The sequence below is a fragment of the Streptomyces sp. NPDC032822 genome (genome assembly GCF_055578825.1).
Genome location: NZ_JBVIOL010000028.1, coordinates 59928 through 79819 on the forward strand (window position 1 = coordinate 59928; position 19892 = coordinate 79819).

Consider the following 19892-nt stretch of genomic DNA (forward strand, 5'->3'; position numbering starts at 1 on the left):
CTGATGGGCGGCCCGGGTTCACACCGGGGCAACTCGCGCTGGTCTCGGTGCTGCAGTTCGCCGAGGACCTGTCGGACCGAGACGGTCGAGGCGGTGCTTCGGGCATCGGGGCTTTCCTGACCGCACAGGGCACCCACCCTGTCCATGAGGCACCTTCCTCTCGACTGAGATACAGAAAGGGCCGGGCGGCTTCACGAGTACCAGAAGGGCTGGGGCACGCTCCTGCGCGATGTCCTGCTGCCTGTGGTGCACCTCCGGAAGGACCTCGTCGGCGTGGCGTCCGGCCGCGTGGCGGGCGATGCGCTCGGAGACCGGCCAACCGGCCGGGCACATACCGTGGCGGTTCTCGAACACCATGGTGTCGCCGCGGTGTTCGGCGGGTCCATTCCGGTGAACGATGCCCTCTCACTGAGGCGGCTCAGCTCCAGGATCCGTGCCTCCGCCACCCTTCGACGTAGGCGGTGCTCCCCCCGGACGTTGCGCGATACCTCCACCAGGAAGAGCCTGACGACATCCGGCCACGCGTGATCCGCGCGACGACCCCTCCGACGGACATCACAGTCGGAAAGGGTTCTCGCCCGAGGCGGACGAAAAGTACCTTGTGCTGCTGATCAGCTTTTTCTTCTTGTGCGCGAAAGAGGCTTCGCAGTGGGACGTCCCGAACTACCGGTCGACCCAGCGGCCGGTCCGGTGCAGCGGCTCGCCCATGATCTTCGGGAGCTGCGCCGTTCGGCGGGCGGCGTGTCGTACCGGGCCATGGCGAAGAAGGCCGGCTTCTCGGCGACGACCCTGGCGAAGGCCGCGAGCGGCGAGCGACTGCCGTCGTTGGCCGTGCTCCAGGCGTACGTCCAGGCGTGCGGGGAGGACTCCGTTCCGTGGGAGGCCCGGTGGGCGGAGGCCGAGACGCTGGCCGGGGAGGAGCGGCAGGAGGATGCCGACGCCGCCCCGCCCTACCGTGGCCTCGCGCGTTTCGAGCCGGACGACCGTGAACTGTTCTTCGGCCGGGACCGGCTGATCGACGAGCTGAGCGAACTGGCGTGCGGGTCCCCGTTCGCCGTGGTGTTCGGGGCTTCCGGCAGCGGCAAGTCCTCCCTGCTGCGGGCCGGTCTGATTCCCGTGCTGCGGGAGAAGATCGCGGAGCAGGGGCGTACGGCGGTCCTTCGGATCCTCACTCCGGGAGCCCGGCCCGCCACCACCTACGCCCCTCTGTTGACGCCGACGGCCGACGACCCGGAGAGCTGGGTGGTGGTGGACCAGTTCGAGGAGGTCTTCACCCTCTGCCGCGAGCGCGCCGAGCGGGACCGCTTCCTCGACCTTCTGCTCGCCGCACGCGACCCGGGCAGCCGACTGCGCGTGCTCATCGCTGTACGCTCCGACTTCTATGCGCGGTGCGCCGAGCACCCGCGACTGGCGGAGGCACTGCACGGGAGCGGGTTCCTGGTCAGGCCCATGACCGCGGACGAGCTGCGCGAGGCGGTGATCGGTCCCGCGCAGGCGGCCGGGCTCATCGTGGAGCGGACCCTCACCGCACGGATCGTCGAGGACGTGCTCGACGAGCCCGGCGGACTGCCGATGCTGTCGCACGCCCTGCTGGAGACCTGGCGGCGGCGCAAGGGACGGATGCTGACCCTGGCCGCGTACGAAGCGGCCGGCGGGGTGCGCGGCGCGATCGCGGCCAGCGCCGAGGAGGCGTACGGGGAACTCTCACCGGCACAGGCGCACGCTGCCCGGCACCTGCTCCTGCGGATGGTCGAGCCCGGCCAGGGCAACGCCGACACGCGCCGCCCGGTCAACTGGGAGGAAATGGCCGGGTGGGAGGACCCCGAAGTGCGAGCCGTCGCGGGGCGGCTGACCCGGGCCCGGCTGCTGACCACCGATGACGACGGGTTGCAGCTCGCCCACGAGGCGCTCATCACCTGCTGGCCGCGACTGCGCGAGTGGATCGACGCGGACCGGGAGCGGCTGCGCCACCACCGGCAGCTGACCGACGCCGCCCGCACCTGGCTGGAGCACGACCGCGACCCGGGCACGCTCTACCGGGGCACCCGCCTGGCCCGGGCCGAGGAGCTGTTCGCGGGCGAGGACCGCGGCTACGACGGTCTGACCTCCGAGGAGACGGCCTTCCTGCTCACCGCGACGGAGCAGCGCGCGGCGGAGCAGCGGGCCGCCACCCGGGCCCGGCGCCGGAGCCGCACGCTCACAGCCTCGCTCTGCGCCGTGCTGGCGGTGGCCCTGGTCATCGGCCTGACCGCGCTGCGACTGCGTCAGGACAGCGAGAAGCAGACCACCGACACGGCGGCCCGCCGGGTGGCCGCGGTCGCCGAGGCGCTGCGGACCACCGACCCGCGCACCGCGATGCTGCTCGGCGTCGCCGCATGGCGCATGTCCCCGCTGCCGGAGTCCCGCCGAGCCCTGCTGGGCGCGCTGGCCCAGCCCGAACTGGACAACTTCACCGACCCGGCGCCCGGTGACGAACCGAACCGGTACCTCGACAGCTCCGGGCGCACTCTGCTCAGCATCGGCGACAACACCTGGCGGACGTGGGAGGTGAGCACCCACCGCCGTATCGCCTCGGGGCCGGTACCGCACGGGGCGATACTGGACGCGGGTCCGGGCGGCCGGGTGCTCGTCATCCGGACCGCCCAGCAGACCCAGCGGCTGTGGGACACCCGAACGAGGCGCTGGATCGGGGGTCCCCTGCCGTTCTGGGACACCGTGAGGTTCGGGGCGAGTGGCCGCAATTACCTGGTGAGGAGCCCGGACGACAACCGGGCTGAGCTGTATTCCGTCGCCGACGGCCATCTGATCTTCCGGACCCCGTCGACCGGCGAGGACGTCGCCGACGCAGCGGCCGACGACGGGCTGCTGGCCGTCTGCCCGCGCGGCCGGACCCCGCAGGTCTGGGACACCTCCGCGCGCAGCGTCCGGCCCGGTGCCTGGACGAGCGCGCGCGGCCTCTGTGGTGGTGACCGCACCCTCCTCGCCTTCACCGGCGGCCGGCTCCTCGGTCTCGTCGGGGACCGGGTGCGTGTATGGGACACCGCGTCGGGACGAAAGCTCGCCGACGTCGTCCACCCGGGTGTCGTCACCGCTGCCGTGAGCGCGGACGGCTCGTCTCTGGCGACCGGCGGCGGCCAGGAGATCAGAGTGTGGCGTATACCCAACCGCGGCCTCCCCGCTTTCCGGCACTCCTTGGACAACGAGTCGCTCTCCCGTCTCGCCTGGGACTCCTCACGGCCACTGCTGCGGTACCTCGAAGGGGGCACGGTCCACACCCTCGACCTCACCACGACGCTCACCCGCGCCTGGCGCAAGAGTCCGCTCGCCGGGGTCCGGCTCAGCCCCGACGGCAGGACGCTCGCCACCGCCGAACGGATTGGTGAACGCTACGTCGTCCAGCTGCGGAACACGCGCGACGGCCGTCTGCTGCGCACCCTGCCGACCCCGTCACTTCCCGCCTTCAGCACCGGCACAGCGACGGTCCCCGCAGAGGTCACCGAGCCTTTGCTGTCCTTCAGCCCCGACGGCGGCACGTTCGCGTACGGAGTCTCCGTCCTTATCGGGGACACGACGTCTCAGCGTCTGACGGTGTGGGACGTGGCCGCCGGACACGTGAAGACCACTGTGGACGTGGCGACGGCGTCCGCGAGGCCTACGGACGCGATCGCCCTGGGACCGGGCGGTCGTTCGCTCCTCACCGCACATTCGACCGAAGGCGGCTTCGTCAACGAGATATGGGACACCACGCGGCAGCGGAGGACGGCGCTCCTCCCCGGCCCGGGCGGCGATCATCTGGCCGTCAGCCGGGACGGCGGGCTCCTCGTGACCGACAACCGCGTCGTCCGAGCGGGCCGGTCCCATACCCATGACCTCGTCCAGCACGACGGCATCGGAGCCATCGCCTTCGCTCCCGACGGCTCCGGCCTCGCGGCGGGCGACTGGACGGGGCGGGTGGCCATCTGGGACGGCGACCTCCGGCACCGGGCGGGCATCCTGAGGAACGTCTTTCTGGCGCCCGTCGATCCGTCCTCCGACTCAGCCGAGACCGTCACGGCTCTCGCCTTCAGCCCGGACGGCAGCACGCTCGCCGTGGGCGGAGGCGCGGGGACCGTCCAACTCTGGGACATCGCAACCCAGCAACCTCTCGGTCCTTCTCTGCCCACCCCCGGTGGAAGCATCGACACGCTCGCCTTCAGCCCGGACAGCACCATGCTGTACGCGGGCGGCGAGCACGTCCCGCTCCAGCGGTACGTGGTGGATCCGGACCGAGCGGTCTCCCTCGTCTGCGCCCGTGCCGGGAACACGGAGCTGACCCGGGCGCAGTGGCGCACCTACGTTCCGGACCGGCCCTACAGGCGGATCTGCCCCTGACCGTCTGCGCGGGCAGTGGCCGGCGGTGGCGGTGGCCGCGGCGGCGCCGTATCTCTACCTCGTCCCCTACGCCGCGCAGCGGTTCCTGCTGCCGGCCTACGCCCTGCCGGCGCTCCCTGCCGCTGTCGGGCTCCTCGCCGTCGTCCACCGGGCCCGAACCCGCCGTTCGCTGCCGACAGCCGCGGTGCTCGCCCTGGCACTCCTCGGGCACCGGGGCATCCAGGCCGCGCTCGTCCACCACCATGCGGGCACCCATCAGCGACTGGGTCCGGATCGCCTCCGTGCTGCGCGAGCACGGGGTGCACCCGCCGTGTGTCCTCGCGGGGAACACTTCGACGATCCCCATCGCCGACACCGCGGGGGCACTGTCTCGGAGACGGATCTCCCGGCGCACCCCAGTGCACTGGTCCTTCGCGAGCAAAAGCCACCGCACTGGGCGCGCGACTGGCCACGTCTCCCGGTGCCGGACACCTACACCCCCGGATGGACCGTCGTCGTGCGTCCATGACGGCCGCGCCGCAGGCCCGGCAGGGCGATGCGGCCCCCGAGGTCCACTGCGGCGCCGGCTGCACCCGAGGTGCCTTCACGTCGGGACCCGAGTAGTGCAGCGCCCGGCGCATGCCCCACACCACGTACGCATCGAAGTCCTGCTGGGGTACGAGACGAAGACCAGCCGCTCCAGCGCGGTTCCGGGACTCGAACGCCATCACCGCCCACATCCAGGTTTGCCCGGCGACGTGGGAGACGACCGCACGGATCCTCCTGGGCATCCCCACCGGCACAACGCGGCTGTGACGCCATGGCCTCTCGTCTTGCCGCAAGGCGCCGCCATCGCTCCGGGAAGCTGTTGCTCGACGGTGTCGACAGCGAGTCGCACGATGGGAACCGAAGGCCCAGTGAGGTAGACACGTGGAGCAACGACAGCATTACGTTCGGACAAGCAACGTGGAACTCGACCCTCCGGAATTGTCTGCGGCGGCAAAAAGGGCCTGCCAAACAACCTCCCGGCTGTGAGCGTCGGTCGTGACATCGCTGCACGTCGAACAACCGGAGCACACCATGCCCATCAGCGTCCTCATGGCGGTCGCCTTGTCCGTCCTTCTCGGATTCCTGGTGATCATGCTGACGCCCAGAGACACCGACACATCCGCCTCGACACACATCGGTTTCCCACAGGTCCGCTGGAACATCAACCGCGGCTCGGGCGCCTATCTGACAATGCTCGACCAACTGCGTAACCTCGCCGAGACCTCGGCCGACGGTTGCGTCGTGCCCGACGTCGACACCGGGGCGAACGTCGCCATCACCGACAACACGGAGACCCAGAGTTTCGCCGACATCGTGATCAGCAGCGACAACCACCTCCCCGCGGTGCATGCGATCGTGCGGCTCAGCGACTTCTGCGTCGTGCGGTTCTTCTCCCGCGACACCCCACACGACTTCGTCCTGAACCTCGTCTCCGACGTCCCCAACCAGGAGGACGCCACCGACGACAACTGGTTCCTCGGCAACGAGGGCTACGACACCCTCTCCCGCCTCGCGAACCAGTCGCTGACCGAAGTCGACCTGAGCGAGGCCGGCCTCGAGAACAGCCTCAGGGACCTCGGCGTCCGCGGCACGGACCGCACGGCCCAGGCCCGCGGCATGCTGCGCTACATCATGGCCATCACCGAGGCCTCCCGGTTCCGCCCCATCGCCAACCGCATCGCGAACGGCATGGACAACGGATCCAACGTTTTCGTCACCGCACAGCAGGTCGGCCTGATGCGTGACTAGACCGCATCAGCCATGCCTCCGCCGACCGCTCCGACCTCTGCGCCGGCACAAGCGTCGCCGGCAACACCATCGCGGCCATCCGCGCCGCCACGGACTCACGCGCGGTCGCTCTCAACGACGACCCCAAAACCAGCAATAAGGGTCGAACTCGCCCACACGATGATCTTTCCGGTGTTCCGGCAGCACAGCACCCCCAGGAACGCGTCCACGATGTGCTTGAACCCGTCGACCACCGTCTTGATGCCCACTGTGGTCGTGGGCGGGCGTTTCCGCACCACGCCGATGCTGGTGGGCAGCACGGCCAAGACCGTCTCGGTGCTGGACCACCTGTATCGCACCGCGGCGCGCCACTGAGCAACGGCCCCACGGACGCCCCTATGACTGGGGGCGATGGATACCGTCCTGACCAGGTTGAATACCTCTCGGGCGGCATATCGCTTGAGGCATCGGATGATCTCACGGCGGGTCTTGCCCTCCTGGGTGCGGGAGTCCCGCTCGGCCAAGACCATGGCCATCGCGGCGAACCTGGGCGGGATCGCCTTCCCGCGAGCCCGGCTGGCCTTGCGTATCCACCGGCGCCGCCAGGAGAACGGCAAGCGGCAGACCCGGGAGACGGTCTACGCCGTCACCAGCCTCGACACCCACCAGGCCACCCCTGCCCACCTAGGCGGATATGTGCGCGGGCACTGGGGAATCGAAAATTCCAGCCACCATGTCAGAGATGTGGTGTTCGCCGAGGACGCCTCCACCGTCCACACCGGCAGCGCGCCGCGGGCGATGGCCGCTCTGCGGAACCTGGCCATCGGCAGACTGCGGCTGCTGGGAGCGGACAACATCGCCAAGACCACCCGAGCGATCCGGGACGCACCCGAACACGCCATCTGGATCTGGGGCATCACCGACAGCCCGCTTCTACCGGGAACTTGAAGCCGCCCTGACCTCCGCCTGCGCCATACCGCGCCCTTGCCCCGCCTTGGTTGATGGTCTGGCTGTCAACCAGGCAGGCGCTGGGCCTCGAGCTCCAGTCAGCCTGGCGGACTTTGCCGGGTAACCCATGAGGGTGATGGAGTCTGCCGGACGACCACTATTCGTTCTCGCCCTGTACGAGCTTCACCAGCAGTTCCGCGTCGCGCAGATCCGACAGCACGACCTCGGCACCGGCGTTTCGAAGTACCGCTTCGTCGCTGCGTCCAGAGGCCACGGCGATGACCCGTACACCGTTGGCGTGGGCGCCTTCCACATCGGCCGGTGTGTCTCCGATCAGCACCGCGTCCTCGGCTGTTGTATCCGCGCGGCGCAGGGCGAGTTTGACGAGCTCGGCGCGGATGTCGTTGTCCTCGCCGTATGCGCCGAGTTCCCACCGGATGTGTCGGTCGAGTCCGAAGACCTGAAGTTTGATCTCGGAGACCGGGCGGATGTTGCCGGAGACCACCGTCTGCCGGATCTCAACAGCGTCGAGGGCGTCGAGGGCGGCGGCCGCACCGGGCAGCGCGTGACCGCGCTCGCGCAGGTGCGCTGTTCGCTTGAGGTGTTCTTCCGTCAGCGCACGAGCGAAGCGCTCGAAGTCGGCTCGGTCGGTGGTCAGCCCGTGCAGTTTTGCGGTCTCGCGGAAGATGACTGGCTCCGTGATTCCATCAATCTTGGCCTGCTCGCGCAGGACCTGCCCTGTGGTCTGCAGGAACGCGGCCGCCGACAGTTCGCGGCCCACGCCACGTGTGTCGATCAGCGTATGGTCGATGTCCCACAAGATCAGTCGCGGCATGGCGCCTCCCGAACTACCCACCCATCACTGGGCTCTTACTGGTCACCTGAATGTGCGCGGACCACGCGCCCGCTGAAGCACTCCGTTCTACGCTGACGGTACGAGACGCGAGTGGGGAAGGGGGCAAAACGGTGATCGCACCGAGGCTGCCCGTGGGCCAGAAGGTCAAGTATTACCGCCGCAAGAACGGCAACCGAACCCAAGCGGCCATCGCTGGGCTGTGCGGCATCACCGAACGCTATCTCCAGCAGATCGAAGCCGGGCAGAAGGTGCCCTCAGCCGACGTGCTGTCCCGTCTCGCCGCCGAACTCGGTGTACCGCTAGCCGCCTTGCTCTGCGAAGACGCCAGCGAGGAGTCGACCGTCCCTCACACAGCCGCGCCCGCAGTAGCTCGAGCCCTCATGGGCTACGACCGTCCCCGCAGCGCGGATCCCGCGAGCCCGTCGGAGTTGCGGGAGCGGGTTGAGCAGGCGTGGCGGACCTGGCAGTCGTCGAAGGACCGGTTCACGGCCGCGGCCCTCGTCCTTCCCGATCTGATCGGTGATGTCGAGCATGCCGTGCGAGTGCGCCGCACCGGGACCGATGCCCAGGCGCGGCGCGAAGTCCTGCGCGTGGCAGCGGATTTGTACGGGCTTTTACGGTCGTATTGTCGCCGCGCCGGGCGCCTCGATCTGTCGCTCATGGTCGCCGACCGGGCGATCCGGGCTGCCGAAGACGCCGATGACCCGGTGCGTATCGCGGCAGCCCAGTGGAATCTGGGCCACGTCCTACTGTCCCATGACGAGCCGGGCGCCGTCGAGGAAGCCAAGGAGGTTGCGCTGTGCGCCGTCGAGCAACTGCGACAGACGTCGGTGACCGATGAGACCCAGGCCGTCGAGGGGGCCCTCGAACTGGTCGCCGTGGTCTCCGATGCCCGCCGCCGTCGTTGGTGGCAGGCCCGTGCCCGGCTCGAGCAGCGCGCTGTCCCGCTCGCCCGTCACGTCGGTGAGGGAAACGTTCAGTGGACCGTGTTCGGGCCGACCAACTGCTCTTTGCACGCGATGAGTATCGAGATGCTTGCCGGGGAGGCCTCTGAAGGACTGCGCCTCGCCGACCGGATCGATACACGTGGCCTGCCCAGCCGTGAGCGGCGCTTCACCTTCGGTCTGGAACTGGCCAGGTGCCACGACCTACGTCGCGAGAATGCAGCCGTCCTGGTCCACCTGCTGGACCTGGAGGACATCGCTCCTGAGGATCTGGCGCGCAGCCCTCTTGCGCGCCACATGATCCTCGACCTCCAGCAGCGGGTCCGCCCCACCTTCCGCCGTCAGGTCAACGAACTGGTTCAGCGACTCGCGCTCGTCTAATCACGAACTCGCGGTTCACCCGAACTCTCAGTTCGGGTAGCCGTGTTGCGTCGGTCGTACCTTCGCCGCACAGCGCAGCGAAAGACGGGACGACAGATGATTAGCGATGCGGAACTGATGTTGACCGCGGCCGGGCTGCGGCTGGTGGCCGCTGGTAGCGCCTGGGACGCCGTGAAGGTGCAACGGCATCGAGGCGTACGTGCGATTGAACTACTCGAAGAGCCCGGCGCCGTGGCCGTAGATCCGGCTCACCCCGAACCCTTGCTGTACTTCTTCGTCCCAGCAGGCAGCGCCGCCCAGTGGGACGTTCCGGACACGCAAGCATTGGGCTCGAACTCATACGTGGTCCTGCCACCGGACCATGCCGAGGCGCCGCCCGGCCCCTACTGGCTCATTCCTCTCCAGCACGGGCTTACAGCGGCCGCGGCGCTGCGCCAGGCGCTCGAGGCAGCTAAATGACTCCCGCTCACCCCGCGGTCCGCAGCAGCGCAGGTTTCATCCATGCCACGGCCAGAACAGGCGCGGCACAACGCGAACGAGTACCAAGCCGAGGTGCGGCACAGGGGCTCGTCTTCGTCGACCAGCACAACCGCAGTCGTCATCTCCGGGAGCTCCCGTGAACCCTTCGCCCCAACCCACCGAGCCCCCTGCACTCATCGCGATCGGCGGTCAGCCCGCGTACCGGTGGGAGGACCGGCTGAAGGGGGATGAGTTCGTCGGTTCCAACGTTCGATTGCGGGTGCGGCCGCGGCTGACGGTGGCGCGCTGGCCGGGCAACATCGACATCGCGACCCGCGTCTGCGGCCACCTCATGGACAACGTCGTCCGGCACGCGAAGCTCTTCCCGGACCGCATGATTCCCATCCGCCTGATCTGCCCAAGCCGACACGGCGAGCTGATCATCGAGGTCGACGACGCCCTCCCAGACTTCCCGAAGTTTGACGAGATCGTCAGCCAGGGCACCGACGGCTACCCGCCCGTGACGGGTCTCTGGTGGATCGACCACGCCAAGGGCCGCCTGGCGTGGGAGCTGCTGCGCAGCGACGCCGGCGAGGTCATCGGCAAGACCGTCAAGGCCGTACTCCCACCCTCGCCCTGACCGCCGAAACGGCTCCCGGACTGCATCGCCCTCTCGCCATTCATCCACACCCGTTGTTGAGGATTGTCATGTCTGACGGCGTCTCCCCCGCCACCGCCGCAACCCCCCGCCGCCACCGGAGGAGACGGGGCACCCCGATGCACCACGGCCTGCACGATCAGATCCGCACCGCGCTGTTAGCCCCGCGGCTGGTGGACAGCGCGTTACTCGGCACCGGCGCCCTGGCCTGGTGGACCCTGACCGTACCTCCGGGAAGCATCCTTGGCGCGATGGCCTGCGGCCTGGGTGTGAGCGGCCTGATCGCTTGGAGGCGTACGAAGGCGGCAGCCCGGGCCGTCCAGCACCACTTCGACGACCAGTTGGCGGGCGTGCAGGGTGCCATCGCCGAGGTGGAGAAGGCCACGCAGACGGCAGTCGATGCGCTGCTGCGCGGGGAGGGCATCCCCTCCCCATTCCTGTTCGTGCCGGCGGCAGACGATGAGCCTGCGACATCGGAGGCGAAGCGGCTGCTGGTCGAGGTGCAGGAGCGAGTGGTGTGCTCTCTGGCCGAGGTGCACGCCAGTCGGCAGTCGGCGGTGCTGCTGGAGGTCCTGCGCCGCCTGGCACAACGTGAACATGCGCTAGTAGAGAGAGCATTGGCGGCGCTGTCGGAGTTGGAGGGCGCGACCGACGACGCCGAACTCCTGCACCGCATCTACCAGTTGGATCACCTGGTGACCCGGATCAGGCGACAGGTGGAAAGCACGGGCGTGCTGGGAGGCCAGTCGCTGCGCGCCACCAGGCGGCCGGTGTCGGTGTCGGTGGTGCTGCGCGGCGCGGTCTCAGAGGTGGTGGCCTACCCCCGCGTGGACGTGGTGGCCGGCCAGGTCGGTACGGCGATCGGGCTGGCGCAGCAGGTGGGGCCGGACCTGTCCCATTTGCTGGCCGAGCTGATCGAGAACGGGTGCCGCTTCTCCGCCCCCGAGACCCGGGTCATCGTGCGGGCGCAGTCGGTTCCGGTGGGGTTGGCCATCGAGGTGGAGGACCGCGCCCTGCGCATGCAGCCACCGGTGCGTGCCCAGCTCAACCAGCTGCTCGCCGCGCCGGACACGATCGACGTCAGCGACCAGGTGCGCCGCGGCCACTTCGGTCTGCTCACCGCAGCAAAGATCGCACAACGGCACGGCCTGACCGTCACCCTGTCCGAGAACGTGCTGGGCGGCACCACGGCCCTGGTCGTCATCCCCCGCCGCCTCCTCGTCCCCATCCAGGACGACGACGCCGAAGACCTGGCAGCCCCCAACGCGCCCGCCCCCATCCCACCGGGCGCCTCGCGGCCTGCACCGGTTCCCGCCCCACAACGTCCCGACCCGGCCCCTGCTCCAGCTGCGGCCGTGGGGCCGACCGGGCTGCCGCAGCGGAAGAAGGGGGCTGGCCTGCCGCCTCCGGGTGCTTCCGCAACAGTGCCCACGGGAGCGGCCACGGCGGGGCTGGCGGGTGCGTTCCGCAGTGCCTACCGCGCCGCCAGCCCCACCACCCCTGCACCACCGCAGCAGCCTCCGGCATCCCACTAACCCCTCCCCCACCCCCCTCTTGTTTGGAGTTTCACGCATGCTTCCGCACAGCGATCCTGTATCCACCTCTGACGGCACCGGGGAGCACCGGGAGTCGATGGCCTGGCTGTTGCGCGAGTTCGTGAACGAGGTTGCCGGTGCCACTCATGCGGTGCTGGCCTCGCGTGACGGCGTCGCCTTACTGGACAGCGACATCGACAGAGACTGGGCGGATGAACTGGCGGCGGCCGTGTGCGGGCTGGCGTCCCTGGGCGGCAGCATCACCGGCCCACGGCACGAGAAGCATCTACCGCGGCAGATCATCATCGAACGCCCAGACTCGCTGATCTTCATTCAGTTCGCCGGCCGCAGCACCGCCTTCGGCAGCCACAACGGCATCGGGCAGCAGTTCGTGGACACCGTGCTCTGCGTAGTGACCACTCCTGAGGCTGATGCCGGCACTGTGGGGTTCGAGATGGGGCGCCTGGTCACCGCGTTCGAACCCCACATGCTGACCCCGGCCCGCACCCGCCCCGCCGACACCACACGATGACAACGCCCGCGCAGCGCCCTTCGGTGGCGGCCGACCCGGACATGGCGGCGTTCGTCAGACCCTACGCACTCACCCGGGGCCGGACCCGGCCGCAATACCGCTTGCGCCTGGAGTCGGTGATGCACCACGGCACCGGCCGCCCAGGACCCGGGCTGCCGGAGGAGTGCGGACAGATCACGGCCCTGTGCCGGGCCCGGCCGCGCTCCGTCGCCGAACTCGCCGGCACCCTCGGCTGCGGCCTGACCCCCGCCAAAATCCTCATCAGCGACCTCCTAGCGGCCCGCGTCCTCATGCCCGCCACCGCCAGCCCGTCCGATCCCGACCAAGCCCTCCTCCTGCGGCTCCGCACCGCCCTCACGACGAAGTGGCTCGATGAATAGCCCACCCTGCCGCCCTGACGCTTGCGCAGCACACGGGCACGCCGAGACCCGTGCAGAGCGCACCGTGTTCAAGGTGGTGATCGCTGGTGGGTTCGGGGCCGGGAAGACCACCGCGGTCGGGGCCATCAGCGACATCCCGCCACTGACCACCGAAGAGCGCCTGACCAAGGCGAGCATGCCGGTCGACCGCCTCGACCACGCGGCCTCCAAAACGACCACGACCGTGGCGTTCGACTTCGGCCGCGTCGGCTTCACCGACCCGCACCCCTTTGAGCTGCTGCTGTTCGGCACGCCCGGCCAACAGCGGTTCTCCCACCTCTGGTACGACGTCTGCAGCGCAGCCATCGGCGCCGTCGTCCTCCTCGACACCCGCCGACTGGAGGACAGTTTCCTGGCGGTGTCGTTCTTCGAACAGATCCGACTGCCGTTCATCATCGCGATCAACCCGTTCGACGGCGCCGTCCTCTTCCCGCACGAGGATGTCCGCCAGGCCCTCGACATCGCCCCCGACATCCCGGTCCTGTCCTGCGACGCCCGCGAGGCCACCCAGGTCGCCTCCGCCCTGGTCACCCTCGTCGACCACGCCCTTGCCTGCCTCACCACCCCAGCCCCCTTGGACGTCTGATGACCCACCAGTACCCCTTCATGCGCTCCCCCACTGCCGTCGGCCATACCGGTGCACGCCCACCGTCCTCCCCACGGGAGGCGGTCGTCGCGCCGCCCGGCCTGCTGCCCCACCAACCCGCCTCGATCAGCGGCGCCACCGCCCACCTGATCGCCGTGGAACAGACACGGCAGGAAGTGATCGCACGCCTCGGCATCGTCCCAGTGCCGGACGATCACATGGACCGGCTCGCGCGGGAGATGGCCGAACGCACCGGGCTCGCCTATGGCTTCGTCAACGTCTTCTGGTCGCAGCAGACGTTCATCGGTCTGCACCAGCCGCCACCGGACAGCGGGCTGATCCCGGTGGGCCGCAGCATGAGCCGCCGCCACGGCTGGTGCCCGGAAGTCATCGCCCGCCAGAAGGCACTGCCGTTACCCGACGTCTACGCCAGCCCCCGCTTCGCCGGCAACCACGTAACGGACGCCCTCGGCATCCGCTCGTACTTCGGCGCGCCTCTCATCGACCCCGCCACCCATATCGCGTGGGGGACGGTGTGTGTCATCGACCCCGAACCCCGCCCCCTGGCCCAGGCCCAGCACCTCCTCGACATCGTCAAGGGCACCGGCACCACCGTGGTGCAGACCCTGACCGCCCAAGCGCCCGCGCGCTGACGCATGGCGACCCCGCCCCATCCTCATCCTCGCCCCGCCAGCCGCCCAGGAGGCCGGGCCCACCGCATTCGGCGACCTCGCTCAGGGACAGGAGACGACATGCCCACCACCCCACCCGCCTCACTGGCCCCCTTCCTGACGGATGCCCACCTGAAGCTGTGGGAGCAGGCCGAAGCATTCGCCACCGACGAGGCCGCCGCGTGCGTGGACCGTATGGAGGCCACCCCGCACCAGGTGGAGCGCAAGCTGCCCCAGATCATGGCCAAGCTGGGCTGGTTCGGCATCACGATCCCGCCCGAATACGGCGGTAGGGGCGGCGGACATGTCGCACGCACCATCCTGATCCACCGCCTGGCCGTGGTCTCCGCTGCCACGGCTGCCATCCTGCAAGCCGGCCTCATCCCCGTCGGCGCCCTGTGCCACTGGGGCACCCCCGAGCAGCAGGCCCGATGGCTGCCCGCGGCTGCCAACGGCTCGGTGCTGCTGTCGATCGCGGTCACCGAGCCGCACACCGGCGGACACATCGGCGGCATCGAGACGATCGCCCTCCCCGCGGGAAACGGCCAGTGGGTGATCAGCGGCGAGAAACTCCACATCGGCAACAGCCATCTCGCCGGCCTGCACGTCGTCGTCGCCCGCACCGCCCCGGCCGACACCACCGCCTCCCGGGCGCTGACCGCGTTCCTCGTCGAGCACGACCGCAAGGGGGTGAGCCTGGCCCCGCACCGGGCCCGCCTGGGCCTGCACGGCTTCAGCACCGGCCGCCTCATCCTCGACCGGGTACGCGTGCCCGCCACGGCCATCCTCGGCGACCTCGGCCAAGGCCTGCACGTCGCACAGAGCAGCAGCATCGTCTACGGACGCCCCAACCTCACCGCCCTCAGCCTCGGCCTGCACGAAGCCTTCGTCTCCACCACCGCCACCTGGCTCAGCGCCCGGCCCCGATACGGCGCCCACCTCGCCGACCTCCCCGTCGTCCGTAACCGCCTCGGCGCCATGCAGGCACGCCTCCAGGAAGCCTCCTGCATCGCCTACCACGCTGTGCATCTCCTGGACCAGGGTGTGCCATGCGACAGCGTCCTGATCGGCGCCAAGCACACCGGGCATGAGCTCGCCGCCGCAACCGGACGCGACGCCATGGAACTGCACGGGGCCCACGCGCTCGACGGCGACTATGCGTTACAGCGCCTGTTCAGGGATGTCCAGCACACCTACGCACTTGCCGGGACCGGCGAGTTCCAGCGCATCCATCTCGCCAACACGGCCCTCGGTCTCCTCGCCGCCGACTGGTCCCAGCAGATGGCGGCCGTCCCCAGCGCGACGGCGAGGGGCCAGCCTGCCGCCGCATGATCTCCCGTGCGCGGCAGCCCTGTTGCCACTGTCCCGCCGCGCGCGGGCCCTGCACCCCTGGCGTCGATCCCGTTCCCCCACGGCCGGCGCCAGGGGCCCAAACCCTTGTCCCTCGGTAGGACGGTGACCGGGGGACAAGGGCCACCACCGGCTGCTGGATGGCCCCGTATCCCGTCCAGCGCCGGGATCAACCCGGTGCCGGGCCGTCTCTCCCCCGAGCGGCCCGGCACCGCGCCACACCCCGGTGAAGGGAAACCGTTATGCACGAACTCATCGCCACACCACTTGGCACGAAGCGCCTGATCCTGCGGCCGGGCAGTCCCAAAGCCTTGCAGCTGCCCGCGGCCCGGTTCGAGGAACTGCGTGCGCCGCGGGCCAACATCGTGCCCCAGTGGCTCGCGGATGCGGTCCGTACGCAATGGGACCTGAACCTGGCCGGCCAACGCGTCGCCGACGTCGTCCTGCTGCGCGAGGCCGGGCCGTACTCGTTCAACCGCGCCACCTGGGAACTCAACCTGGGCTGCGACTACGACTGCGTGATGTGCTACCTCGGCCAGAAGCGGTTCGAGGGCCTCGACATCGACGGCAAACGCACGCTGTTGACCATCATGCGCGACGCGGGCGTGATCTGGCTCCAGATCACCGGCGGGGAGCCTCTGATCGACCCCGACTTCCCCCGGCCTACCGACTCGCCTACGAGCTCGGCATGCAACTGGAGATCCTTTCCAACGGATCCCGGCTCCACAAGGACCGCATCCTCCACCTGCTGCGCGAATACCCGCCGACCAAGCTCACACTGAGCCTGTACGGCGCGACCGCCGCAACGTACGACAACGTGACGCGCCGCCGCGGCGGATTCGACCGCTTCACCCGCGGCCTGGAGATGGCACTCGCGGCGGGCCTGAACATCGACCTGAGCCTGATCATCGTCCGGGACAACGCACACGAAGCAGACGCCATGCGCACCTGGGCGCGCGACCTCGGGGTGGCGTTTCGCGAGTACGCCAACATCTCCCCGACGATCCACGGCACTGCCGAACCGCTGCCGCAGCAGTCCCCCGAACACCTGACCCACCGGAAGCCGTTCACCGGCTGCCCCGCGGGCGTGACGTTCTTCCACACCGACCCGTTCGGGCACGCGTCGATCTGCAAGGTCGGCCGCGAACCGAACATCGACCTGATCACCGAGCGCGTGGAGGGCCTCGCACGGCTCGGCCGCATCGCCGATTCCCTCATGCTTCGCACTGGAGGCTGCAGCGGCTGCACCCTGTCCGGCACCTGCCGGGTGTGCCGGCCGATGGCGAAAGTCCTCCAGGAGGCGAAGGCACCACTGAAGCACTACTGCCAACATCGAAAATGAGGTCGCCACATGACCACTGTCATGATCGAACTGACCCGCAAACCGGAACCCGACACGCAAGACCCGGACCATGTCCTCTTCGTCGCCGACGTGGAAGAACTGACCGCCCGCACCCTGCCGGGCTGCGGAGAAGACAACCCCTACAACTAAACCGTCCGCCGGGGCCACACGGCCCCGGCGCCACCCCGCCCCTCACCTCGCAGAGGAGAAGCGCTTTGCCCACGCAGCGGCTCACCCAACTCCCGGACACCGTACTGCGGCTGATCGAGAAGACCAGCGGCCCCGTCATCGACACCGGGACCATCAACGCCGGCCTCAACAGCGCCATCGCCGCCCGCGTGCAAACCGCCCAGCGCACCCTGTTCGTCAAAGGACTGCCCCTGGACCACCCGCGTGTGTGGACCCAGCAGCGCGAAGCACACCTCAGCATCCATGTGAAGGGCATCGCGCCGGCGCTGCACTGGCACATCGAAGAGGACGGCTGGAGCTTCCTCGCCTTCGAGTACGTCCAAGGCCACCACGCCGACTACACACCCGCCTCCCCCGACCTCCCAGCCGTCACGGCCACCATGACCCGGCTGGCCGCCCTGCCCACGCCACCGCTCGAACTGAAGTCGATGGCGCACCGGCTCAGGACCTACGTGGACGACCCCGCAGACCTCACCTGGTTCGCCGGCAACAGTCTCCTGCACACCGAATGGAACCCCCACAACATCCTGATCACGAGCAGTCGAGCGCTCCTCGTTGACTGGGGATGGGCCTCCACCGGCGCCCCCTGGATCGACCCCGCCCTCTGGCTGCTCTGGCTCATCGCCCACGGCCACACCTGCCAGCAAGCCGAAACAGCAGCCGCCGCCCACCCGGCCTGGAAAGAGGCCCCGCCCCAGGGCCTCGATGCTCTCGCCCGCGCACAGCACCGACTGTGGGACTCCATCGCCGCCCAAAGCCCCAACGACTGGGCCAACCCGATGCAACACGCCGCCGGCGCCTGGCACCAACACCGCCAATCACAACCCTGACCGACCTTATAGGGGCCATCTCATTTGGGTGCGGATCCTCTGAAGTGATGGTCGGGATCAAGGATGTGAGGTCGTAGTTCTGCTGGTCGGGGATGGTGCAGAGGTGTGCACGGTCACATCGCTTCATCGTCAGCGATCAGCTCGTGGCATCCCATTCGTCCGAAGTCATTGGCTTGGCATCTGGGTAGTGTCGTTGGATCTCACTCAGGACCCACTTGTCGGCTGTGCGGACGTCCCAGCTTGAGCTGTCGAACTCCCTCAGGGTGAGCATGAGTTCGGTGCCTGCGTAGCCTTCGAAGTCTCCGTCGACTGCCTGCAGGTAGGGCGCGTCCATGGCCAGCAGCTCAAGGGTGGGGATTCCGTTGCCCTCTGAAGCAGTGACCAGCTCGGCGAACTTGGGGTGTGGGTGATCGTCGAAGACCTGAGCTCGCCAGGTGAGCGTGAGTCCGTAACTCCCCAGACGGACCAGAAGCTCCGCCAGGGTGACGTAGTGCCGATCGGCTGGGTGGCCCCGGTGCGGGGCGTCGTCCCGCCAGGCCGCGAAGGAGATCATCTGCATAGCGGACGGCGTTTCAGTCATAGGTTCAGCACCTTGCGTCGATCTCGGGGAGTCACAAATTGCAGTTTCTCCATTGTCCTGGTCGCCTCATGCGAAGGAAATTGATGGGGTGCAGGTGATCTCGGGGCGGGTTGGACTGGCAAAGCGCTGCTTGGTGTGCCAGGCGCTCGCGTGCTCCTACGGTGGTGGGGTGGAGGTGGGGCGCCATGGTGTCTTTGCCGGAAGAGCTTCAAGCGCGGGAGGACGCGGCTCGCCAGCGAGTGGAGGAACTCCAGGCCGAAACTGTGGAGTTGGCCCTCCGGCTGGCAAGGGCACGGGAGGATCTTTCCCGGTTGGAGATCACGCGGGAGACCGTCACGCAGGTGCTTGCGGAGCTGTCGGCCGCCGAGGCCGAGCCGCATATTCCGGCAGAGGACGCGTCGCTACTGCACCTGACGTCGGCGCCTCATGGCGTCGGGGTGATGATGGTGCCGCCGTGGCGGGAGGGCTTGGTCGTGGCGGTGTTGCCGGATGTGTACCGGGACATCATGGAGATCATCGCTGATGCGCCCGGACCGGTGCAGGCTAAGCAGATCGTGCCTCGGATCGGTCTACCGACGACGACCGGGAAGATCGAGGGGACCCGGGGGAAGCTGAAGCGGCTGGTGGAGCGGGGCTGGCTGGACGAGGACACGCCAGGACAGTTCACCCTTGCCCGACAAGGCCCGGGGCGGAACCGGGTCAACTCCCAGTGACCAAGGGGCTCTTCTCCGTAGATTCGTAGGCGCCAACCAAAACGAATCACTCCCGAAGAAGAGCCCGATGGAACCGTACGACGTCTTGCGTGAACCTGATCCGTACTTTGCCTCCCGTGATGCCTTCGAACGCCTCATCTCGACGCTGGCTGACGGCCCGGCGGCGAACATGCCTCATGACGAACTGGAAACCCAGCTCGAACAGCTGGGACGCGAACTGCTGCGGCAGCTGATGCAGGACCACCTCGATCTGCGAGCCAAGAAAGAGGAGGACACGGTGCGAGCAGAAGGACGGCGGCCGATGGTCCTCGGTCCGGAAGGACAGCCTCGACCCTGGCGGGAGAGGGGCCACCGTCGCCTGCTGACCTGCATGTTCGGGCCGGTGTGGGTGACACGAATCGCCTATCGCGGCCACGGAGTGCCCAATGTGCACCCTGCAGATGCGGCACTGTCGTTGCCCGCCGGCCGGCACTCACTGTCCGTTCTCAAGGAAGTCAGTCGACCTCGATCTGCTGTACAGGGGGGACTAACTTCGTTGAGACGGCCATCCTGGCCGCGTTCTCGTGTGGCTACGGTCAGGTGGCGTGTAGGGCTGACAGGACCTGCGGCGACCACTCTGTCCGTCGAGTCCACGATCATCGTCGTGAGCTGCACCTACCGGCCTGTCCCCGACAATGACGCTGGGCCGGAGCCATCTACTGACGCTAGAGGCATCGGCGACGGAGACGGCCCGGCGATCATCGCCTGCACCATTGCCGCGACGACTTCCGCCC

At 68.8% G+C, this 19892-nt stretch carries 20 protein-coding genes and 1 pseudogene; 18 read left to right on the top strand and 3 right to left on the bottom strand.

Features of this window, described 5'->3' with window-relative positions; genetic code table 11:
* The first annotated feature begins 648 nt into the window (after positions 1-648).
* A complete protein-coding gene (locus ACZ5VD_RS40665; RefSeq protein WP_468685479.1) occupies positions 649-4371 on the top strand; it encodes an nSTAND1 domain-containing NTPase in 3723 nt (1240 codons plus the stop codon).
* A gap of 1059 nt (positions 4372-5430) precedes the next feature.
* On the top strand, positions 5431-6147 hold the full coding sequence (locus ACZ5VD_RS40670) for a ribosome-inactivating family protein (RefSeq protein ID WP_468685481.1): 717 nt from the start codon (positions 5431-5433) through the stop codon (positions 6145-6147).
* Positions 6148-6242: 95 nt separating this feature from the next.
* On the opposite strand, the gene ACZ5VD_RS40675 is transcribed toward ACZ5VD_RS40670, so the two are convergent.
* Positions 6243-6446 carry a hypothetical protein gene (locus ACZ5VD_RS40675; protein ID WP_468685482.1) on the bottom strand — a complete coding sequence of 68 codons (204 nt, stop codon included), beginning with the start codon at positions 6444-6446 and terminating at the stop codon, positions 6243-6245.
* Positions 6447-6615: 169 nt separating this feature from the next.
* Between ACZ5VD_RS40675 and ACZ5VD_RS40680 the strand changes: the two genes are divergently transcribed.
* Positions 6616-7074 (top strand): hypothetical protein, encoded by a 459-nt coding sequence (locus ACZ5VD_RS40680; protein WP_468685484.1) that lies wholly within the window; start codon positions 6616-6618, stop codon positions 7072-7074.
* A gap of 157 nt (positions 7075-7231) precedes the next feature.
* On the opposite strand, the gene ACZ5VD_RS40685 is transcribed toward ACZ5VD_RS40680, so the two are convergent.
* A complete protein-coding gene (locus tag ACZ5VD_RS40685; protein WP_468685487.1) occupies positions 7232-7909 on the bottom strand; it encodes an HAD family hydrolase in 678 nt (225 codons plus the stop codon).
* Positions 7910-8040: 131 nt separating this feature from the next.
* Between ACZ5VD_RS40685 and ACZ5VD_RS40690 the strand changes: the two genes are divergently transcribed.
* The 13 genes from ACZ5VD_RS40690 (at position 8041) to ACZ5VD_RS40750 (ending at position 17826) form a co-directional block, all read left to right on the top strand.
* Positions 8041-9255: a helix-turn-helix domain-containing protein gene (locus ACZ5VD_RS40690; protein WP_468685490.1), complete on the top strand. Its 1215-nt coding sequence runs from the start codon at positions 8041-8043 to the stop codon at positions 9253-9255.
* A gap of 96 nt (positions 9256-9351) precedes the next feature.
* Positions 9352-9714 carry a hypothetical protein gene (locus tag ACZ5VD_RS40695; protein WP_468685491.1) on the top strand — a complete coding sequence of 121 codons (363 nt, stop codon included), beginning with the start codon at positions 9352-9354 and terminating at the stop codon, positions 9712-9714.
* A gap of 157 nt (positions 9715-9871) precedes the next feature.
* Positions 9872-10354 carry a hypothetical protein gene (locus ACZ5VD_RS40700; protein ID WP_468685493.1) on the top strand — a complete coding sequence of 161 codons (483 nt, stop codon included), beginning with the start codon at positions 9872-9874 and terminating at the stop codon, positions 10352-10354.
* A 137-nt stretch (positions 10355-10491) separates the two neighbouring features.
* Positions 10492-11907, top strand: a complete 1416-nt coding sequence (locus tag ACZ5VD_RS40705; protein WP_468685494.1) for an ATP-binding protein — start codon at positions 10492-10494, stop codon at positions 11905-11907.
* Positions 11908-11944: 37 nt separating this feature from the next.
* Positions 11945-12439, top strand: coding sequence for a roadblock/LC7 domain-containing protein (locus tag ACZ5VD_RS40710; protein WP_468685496.1), 495 nt, complete (start codon positions 11945-11947; stop codon positions 12437-12439).
* Entirely contained in the window at positions 12436-12819 is a 384-nt protein-coding gene (locus ACZ5VD_RS40715; RefSeq protein WP_468685497.1) for a DUF742 domain-containing protein, read from the top strand. Before ACZ5VD_RS40710 ends, ACZ5VD_RS40715 begins: the two co-directional genes overlap by 4 nt.
* A 76-nt stretch (positions 12820-12895) precedes the next feature.
* Entirely contained in the window at positions 12896-13444 is a 549-nt protein-coding gene (locus tag ACZ5VD_RS40720; protein ID WP_468685515.1) for a GTP-binding protein, read from the top strand.
* A complete protein-coding gene (locus ACZ5VD_RS40725; RefSeq protein WP_468685498.1) occupies positions 13444-14097 on the top strand; it encodes a GAF domain-containing protein in 654 nt (217 codons plus the stop codon). Before ACZ5VD_RS40720 ends, ACZ5VD_RS40725 begins: the two co-directional genes overlap by 1 nt.
* A gap of 99 nt (positions 14098-14196) precedes the next feature.
* Entirely contained in the window at positions 14197-15447 is a 1251-nt protein-coding gene (locus ACZ5VD_RS40730; protein ID WP_468685500.1) for an acyl-CoA dehydrogenase family protein, read from the top strand.
* 260 nt (positions 15448-15707) lie between these two features.
* Positions 15708-16247: a hypothetical protein gene (locus tag ACZ5VD_RS40735; protein WP_468685501.1), complete on the top strand. Its 540-nt coding sequence runs from the start codon at positions 15708-15710 to the stop codon at positions 16245-16247.
* Positions 16154-16807: a hypothetical protein gene (locus ACZ5VD_RS40740; protein WP_468685503.1), complete on the top strand. Its 654-nt coding sequence runs from the start codon at positions 16154-16156 to the stop codon at positions 16805-16807. Before ACZ5VD_RS40735 ends, ACZ5VD_RS40740 begins: the two co-directional genes overlap by 94 nt.
* Before the next feature lie 9 nt (positions 16808-16816).
* The gene (locus ACZ5VD_RS40745; RefSeq protein ID WP_468685504.1) at positions 16817-16957 is read left to right on the top strand and encodes a hypothetical protein; all 141 of its coding nucleotides are present in this window, start codon (positions 16817-16819) and stop codon (positions 16955-16957) included.
* A 65-nt stretch (positions 16958-17022) separates the two neighbouring features.
* A complete protein-coding gene (locus ACZ5VD_RS40750; protein ID WP_468685506.1) occupies positions 17023-17826 on the top strand; it encodes a protein kinase family protein in 804 nt (267 codons plus the stop codon).
* A 136-nt stretch (positions 17827-17962) separates the two neighbouring features.
* Here ACZ5VD_RS40750 and ACZ5VD_RS40755 read toward each other — a convergent pair whose 3' ends face one another.
* A complete protein-coding gene (locus tag ACZ5VD_RS40755) occupies positions 17963-18406 on the bottom strand; it encodes a hypothetical protein (protein WP_468685509.1) in 444 nt (147 codons plus the stop codon).
* Between the two features lie 185 nt (positions 18407-18591).
* Here ACZ5VD_RS40755 and ACZ5VD_RS40760 point away from each other — a divergent pair, with 185 nt between their 5' ends.
* Both ACZ5VD_RS40760 and ACZ5VD_RS40765 read left to right on the top strand, forming a co-directional pair.
* Entirely contained in the window at positions 18592-19119 is a 528-nt protein-coding gene (locus tag ACZ5VD_RS40760; protein WP_468685511.1) for a hypothetical protein, read from the top strand.
* A gap of 67 nt (positions 19120-19186) precedes the next feature.
* A pseudogene (locus tag ACZ5VD_RS40765) lies at positions 19187-19892 on the top strand (hypothetical protein); the annotation flags it as partial.

Coding starts and splice junctions, on each gene's coding strand:
- ACZ5VD_RS40670 (WP_468685481.1), top strand. CDS start 5,431: ATGCCCATCAGCGTCCTCATGGCGGTCGCCTTGTCCGTCCTTCTCGGA.
- ACZ5VD_RS40685 (WP_468685487.1), bottom strand. CDS start 7,909: ATGCCGCGACTGATCTTGTGGGACATCGACCATACGCTGATCGACACA.
- ACZ5VD_RS40695 (WP_468685491.1), top strand. CDS start 9,352: ATGATTAGCGATGCGGAACTGATGTTGACCGCGGCCGGGCTGCGGCTG.
- ACZ5VD_RS40705 (WP_468685494.1), top strand. CDS start 10,492: ATGCACCACGGCCTGCACGATCAGATCCGCACCGCGCTGTTAGCCCCG.
- ACZ5VD_RS40710 (WP_468685496.1), top strand. CDS start 11,945: ATGCTTCCGCACAGCGATCCTGTATCCACCTCTGACGGCACCGGGGAG.
- ACZ5VD_RS40715 (WP_468685497.1), top strand. CDS start 12,436: ATGACAACGCCCGCGCAGCGCCCTTCGGTGGCGGCCGACCCGGACATG.
- ACZ5VD_RS40725 (WP_468685498.1), top strand. CDS start 13,444: ATGACCCACCAGTACCCCTTCATGCGCTCCCCCACTGCCGTCGGCCAT.
- ACZ5VD_RS40730 (WP_468685500.1), top strand. CDS start 14,197: ATGCCCACCACCCCACCCGCCTCACTGGCCCCCTTCCTGACGGATGCC.
- ACZ5VD_RS40735 (WP_468685501.1), top strand. CDS start 15,708: ATGCACGAACTCATCGCCACACCACTTGGCACGAAGCGCCTGATCCTG.
- ACZ5VD_RS40740 (WP_468685503.1), top strand. CDS start 16,154: ATGCAACTGGAGATCCTTTCCAACGGATCCCGGCTCCACAAGGACCGC.
- ACZ5VD_RS40745 (WP_468685504.1), top strand. CDS start 16,817: ATGACCACTGTCATGATCGAACTGACCCGCAAACCGGAACCCGACACG.
- ACZ5VD_RS40755 (WP_468685509.1), bottom strand. CDS start 18,406: ATGACTGAAACGCCGTCCGCTATGCAGATGATCTCCTTCGCGGCCTGG.
- ACZ5VD_RS40760 (WP_468685511.1), top strand. CDS start 18,592: ATGGTGTCTTTGCCGGAAGAGCTTCAAGCGCGGGAGGACGCGGCTCGC.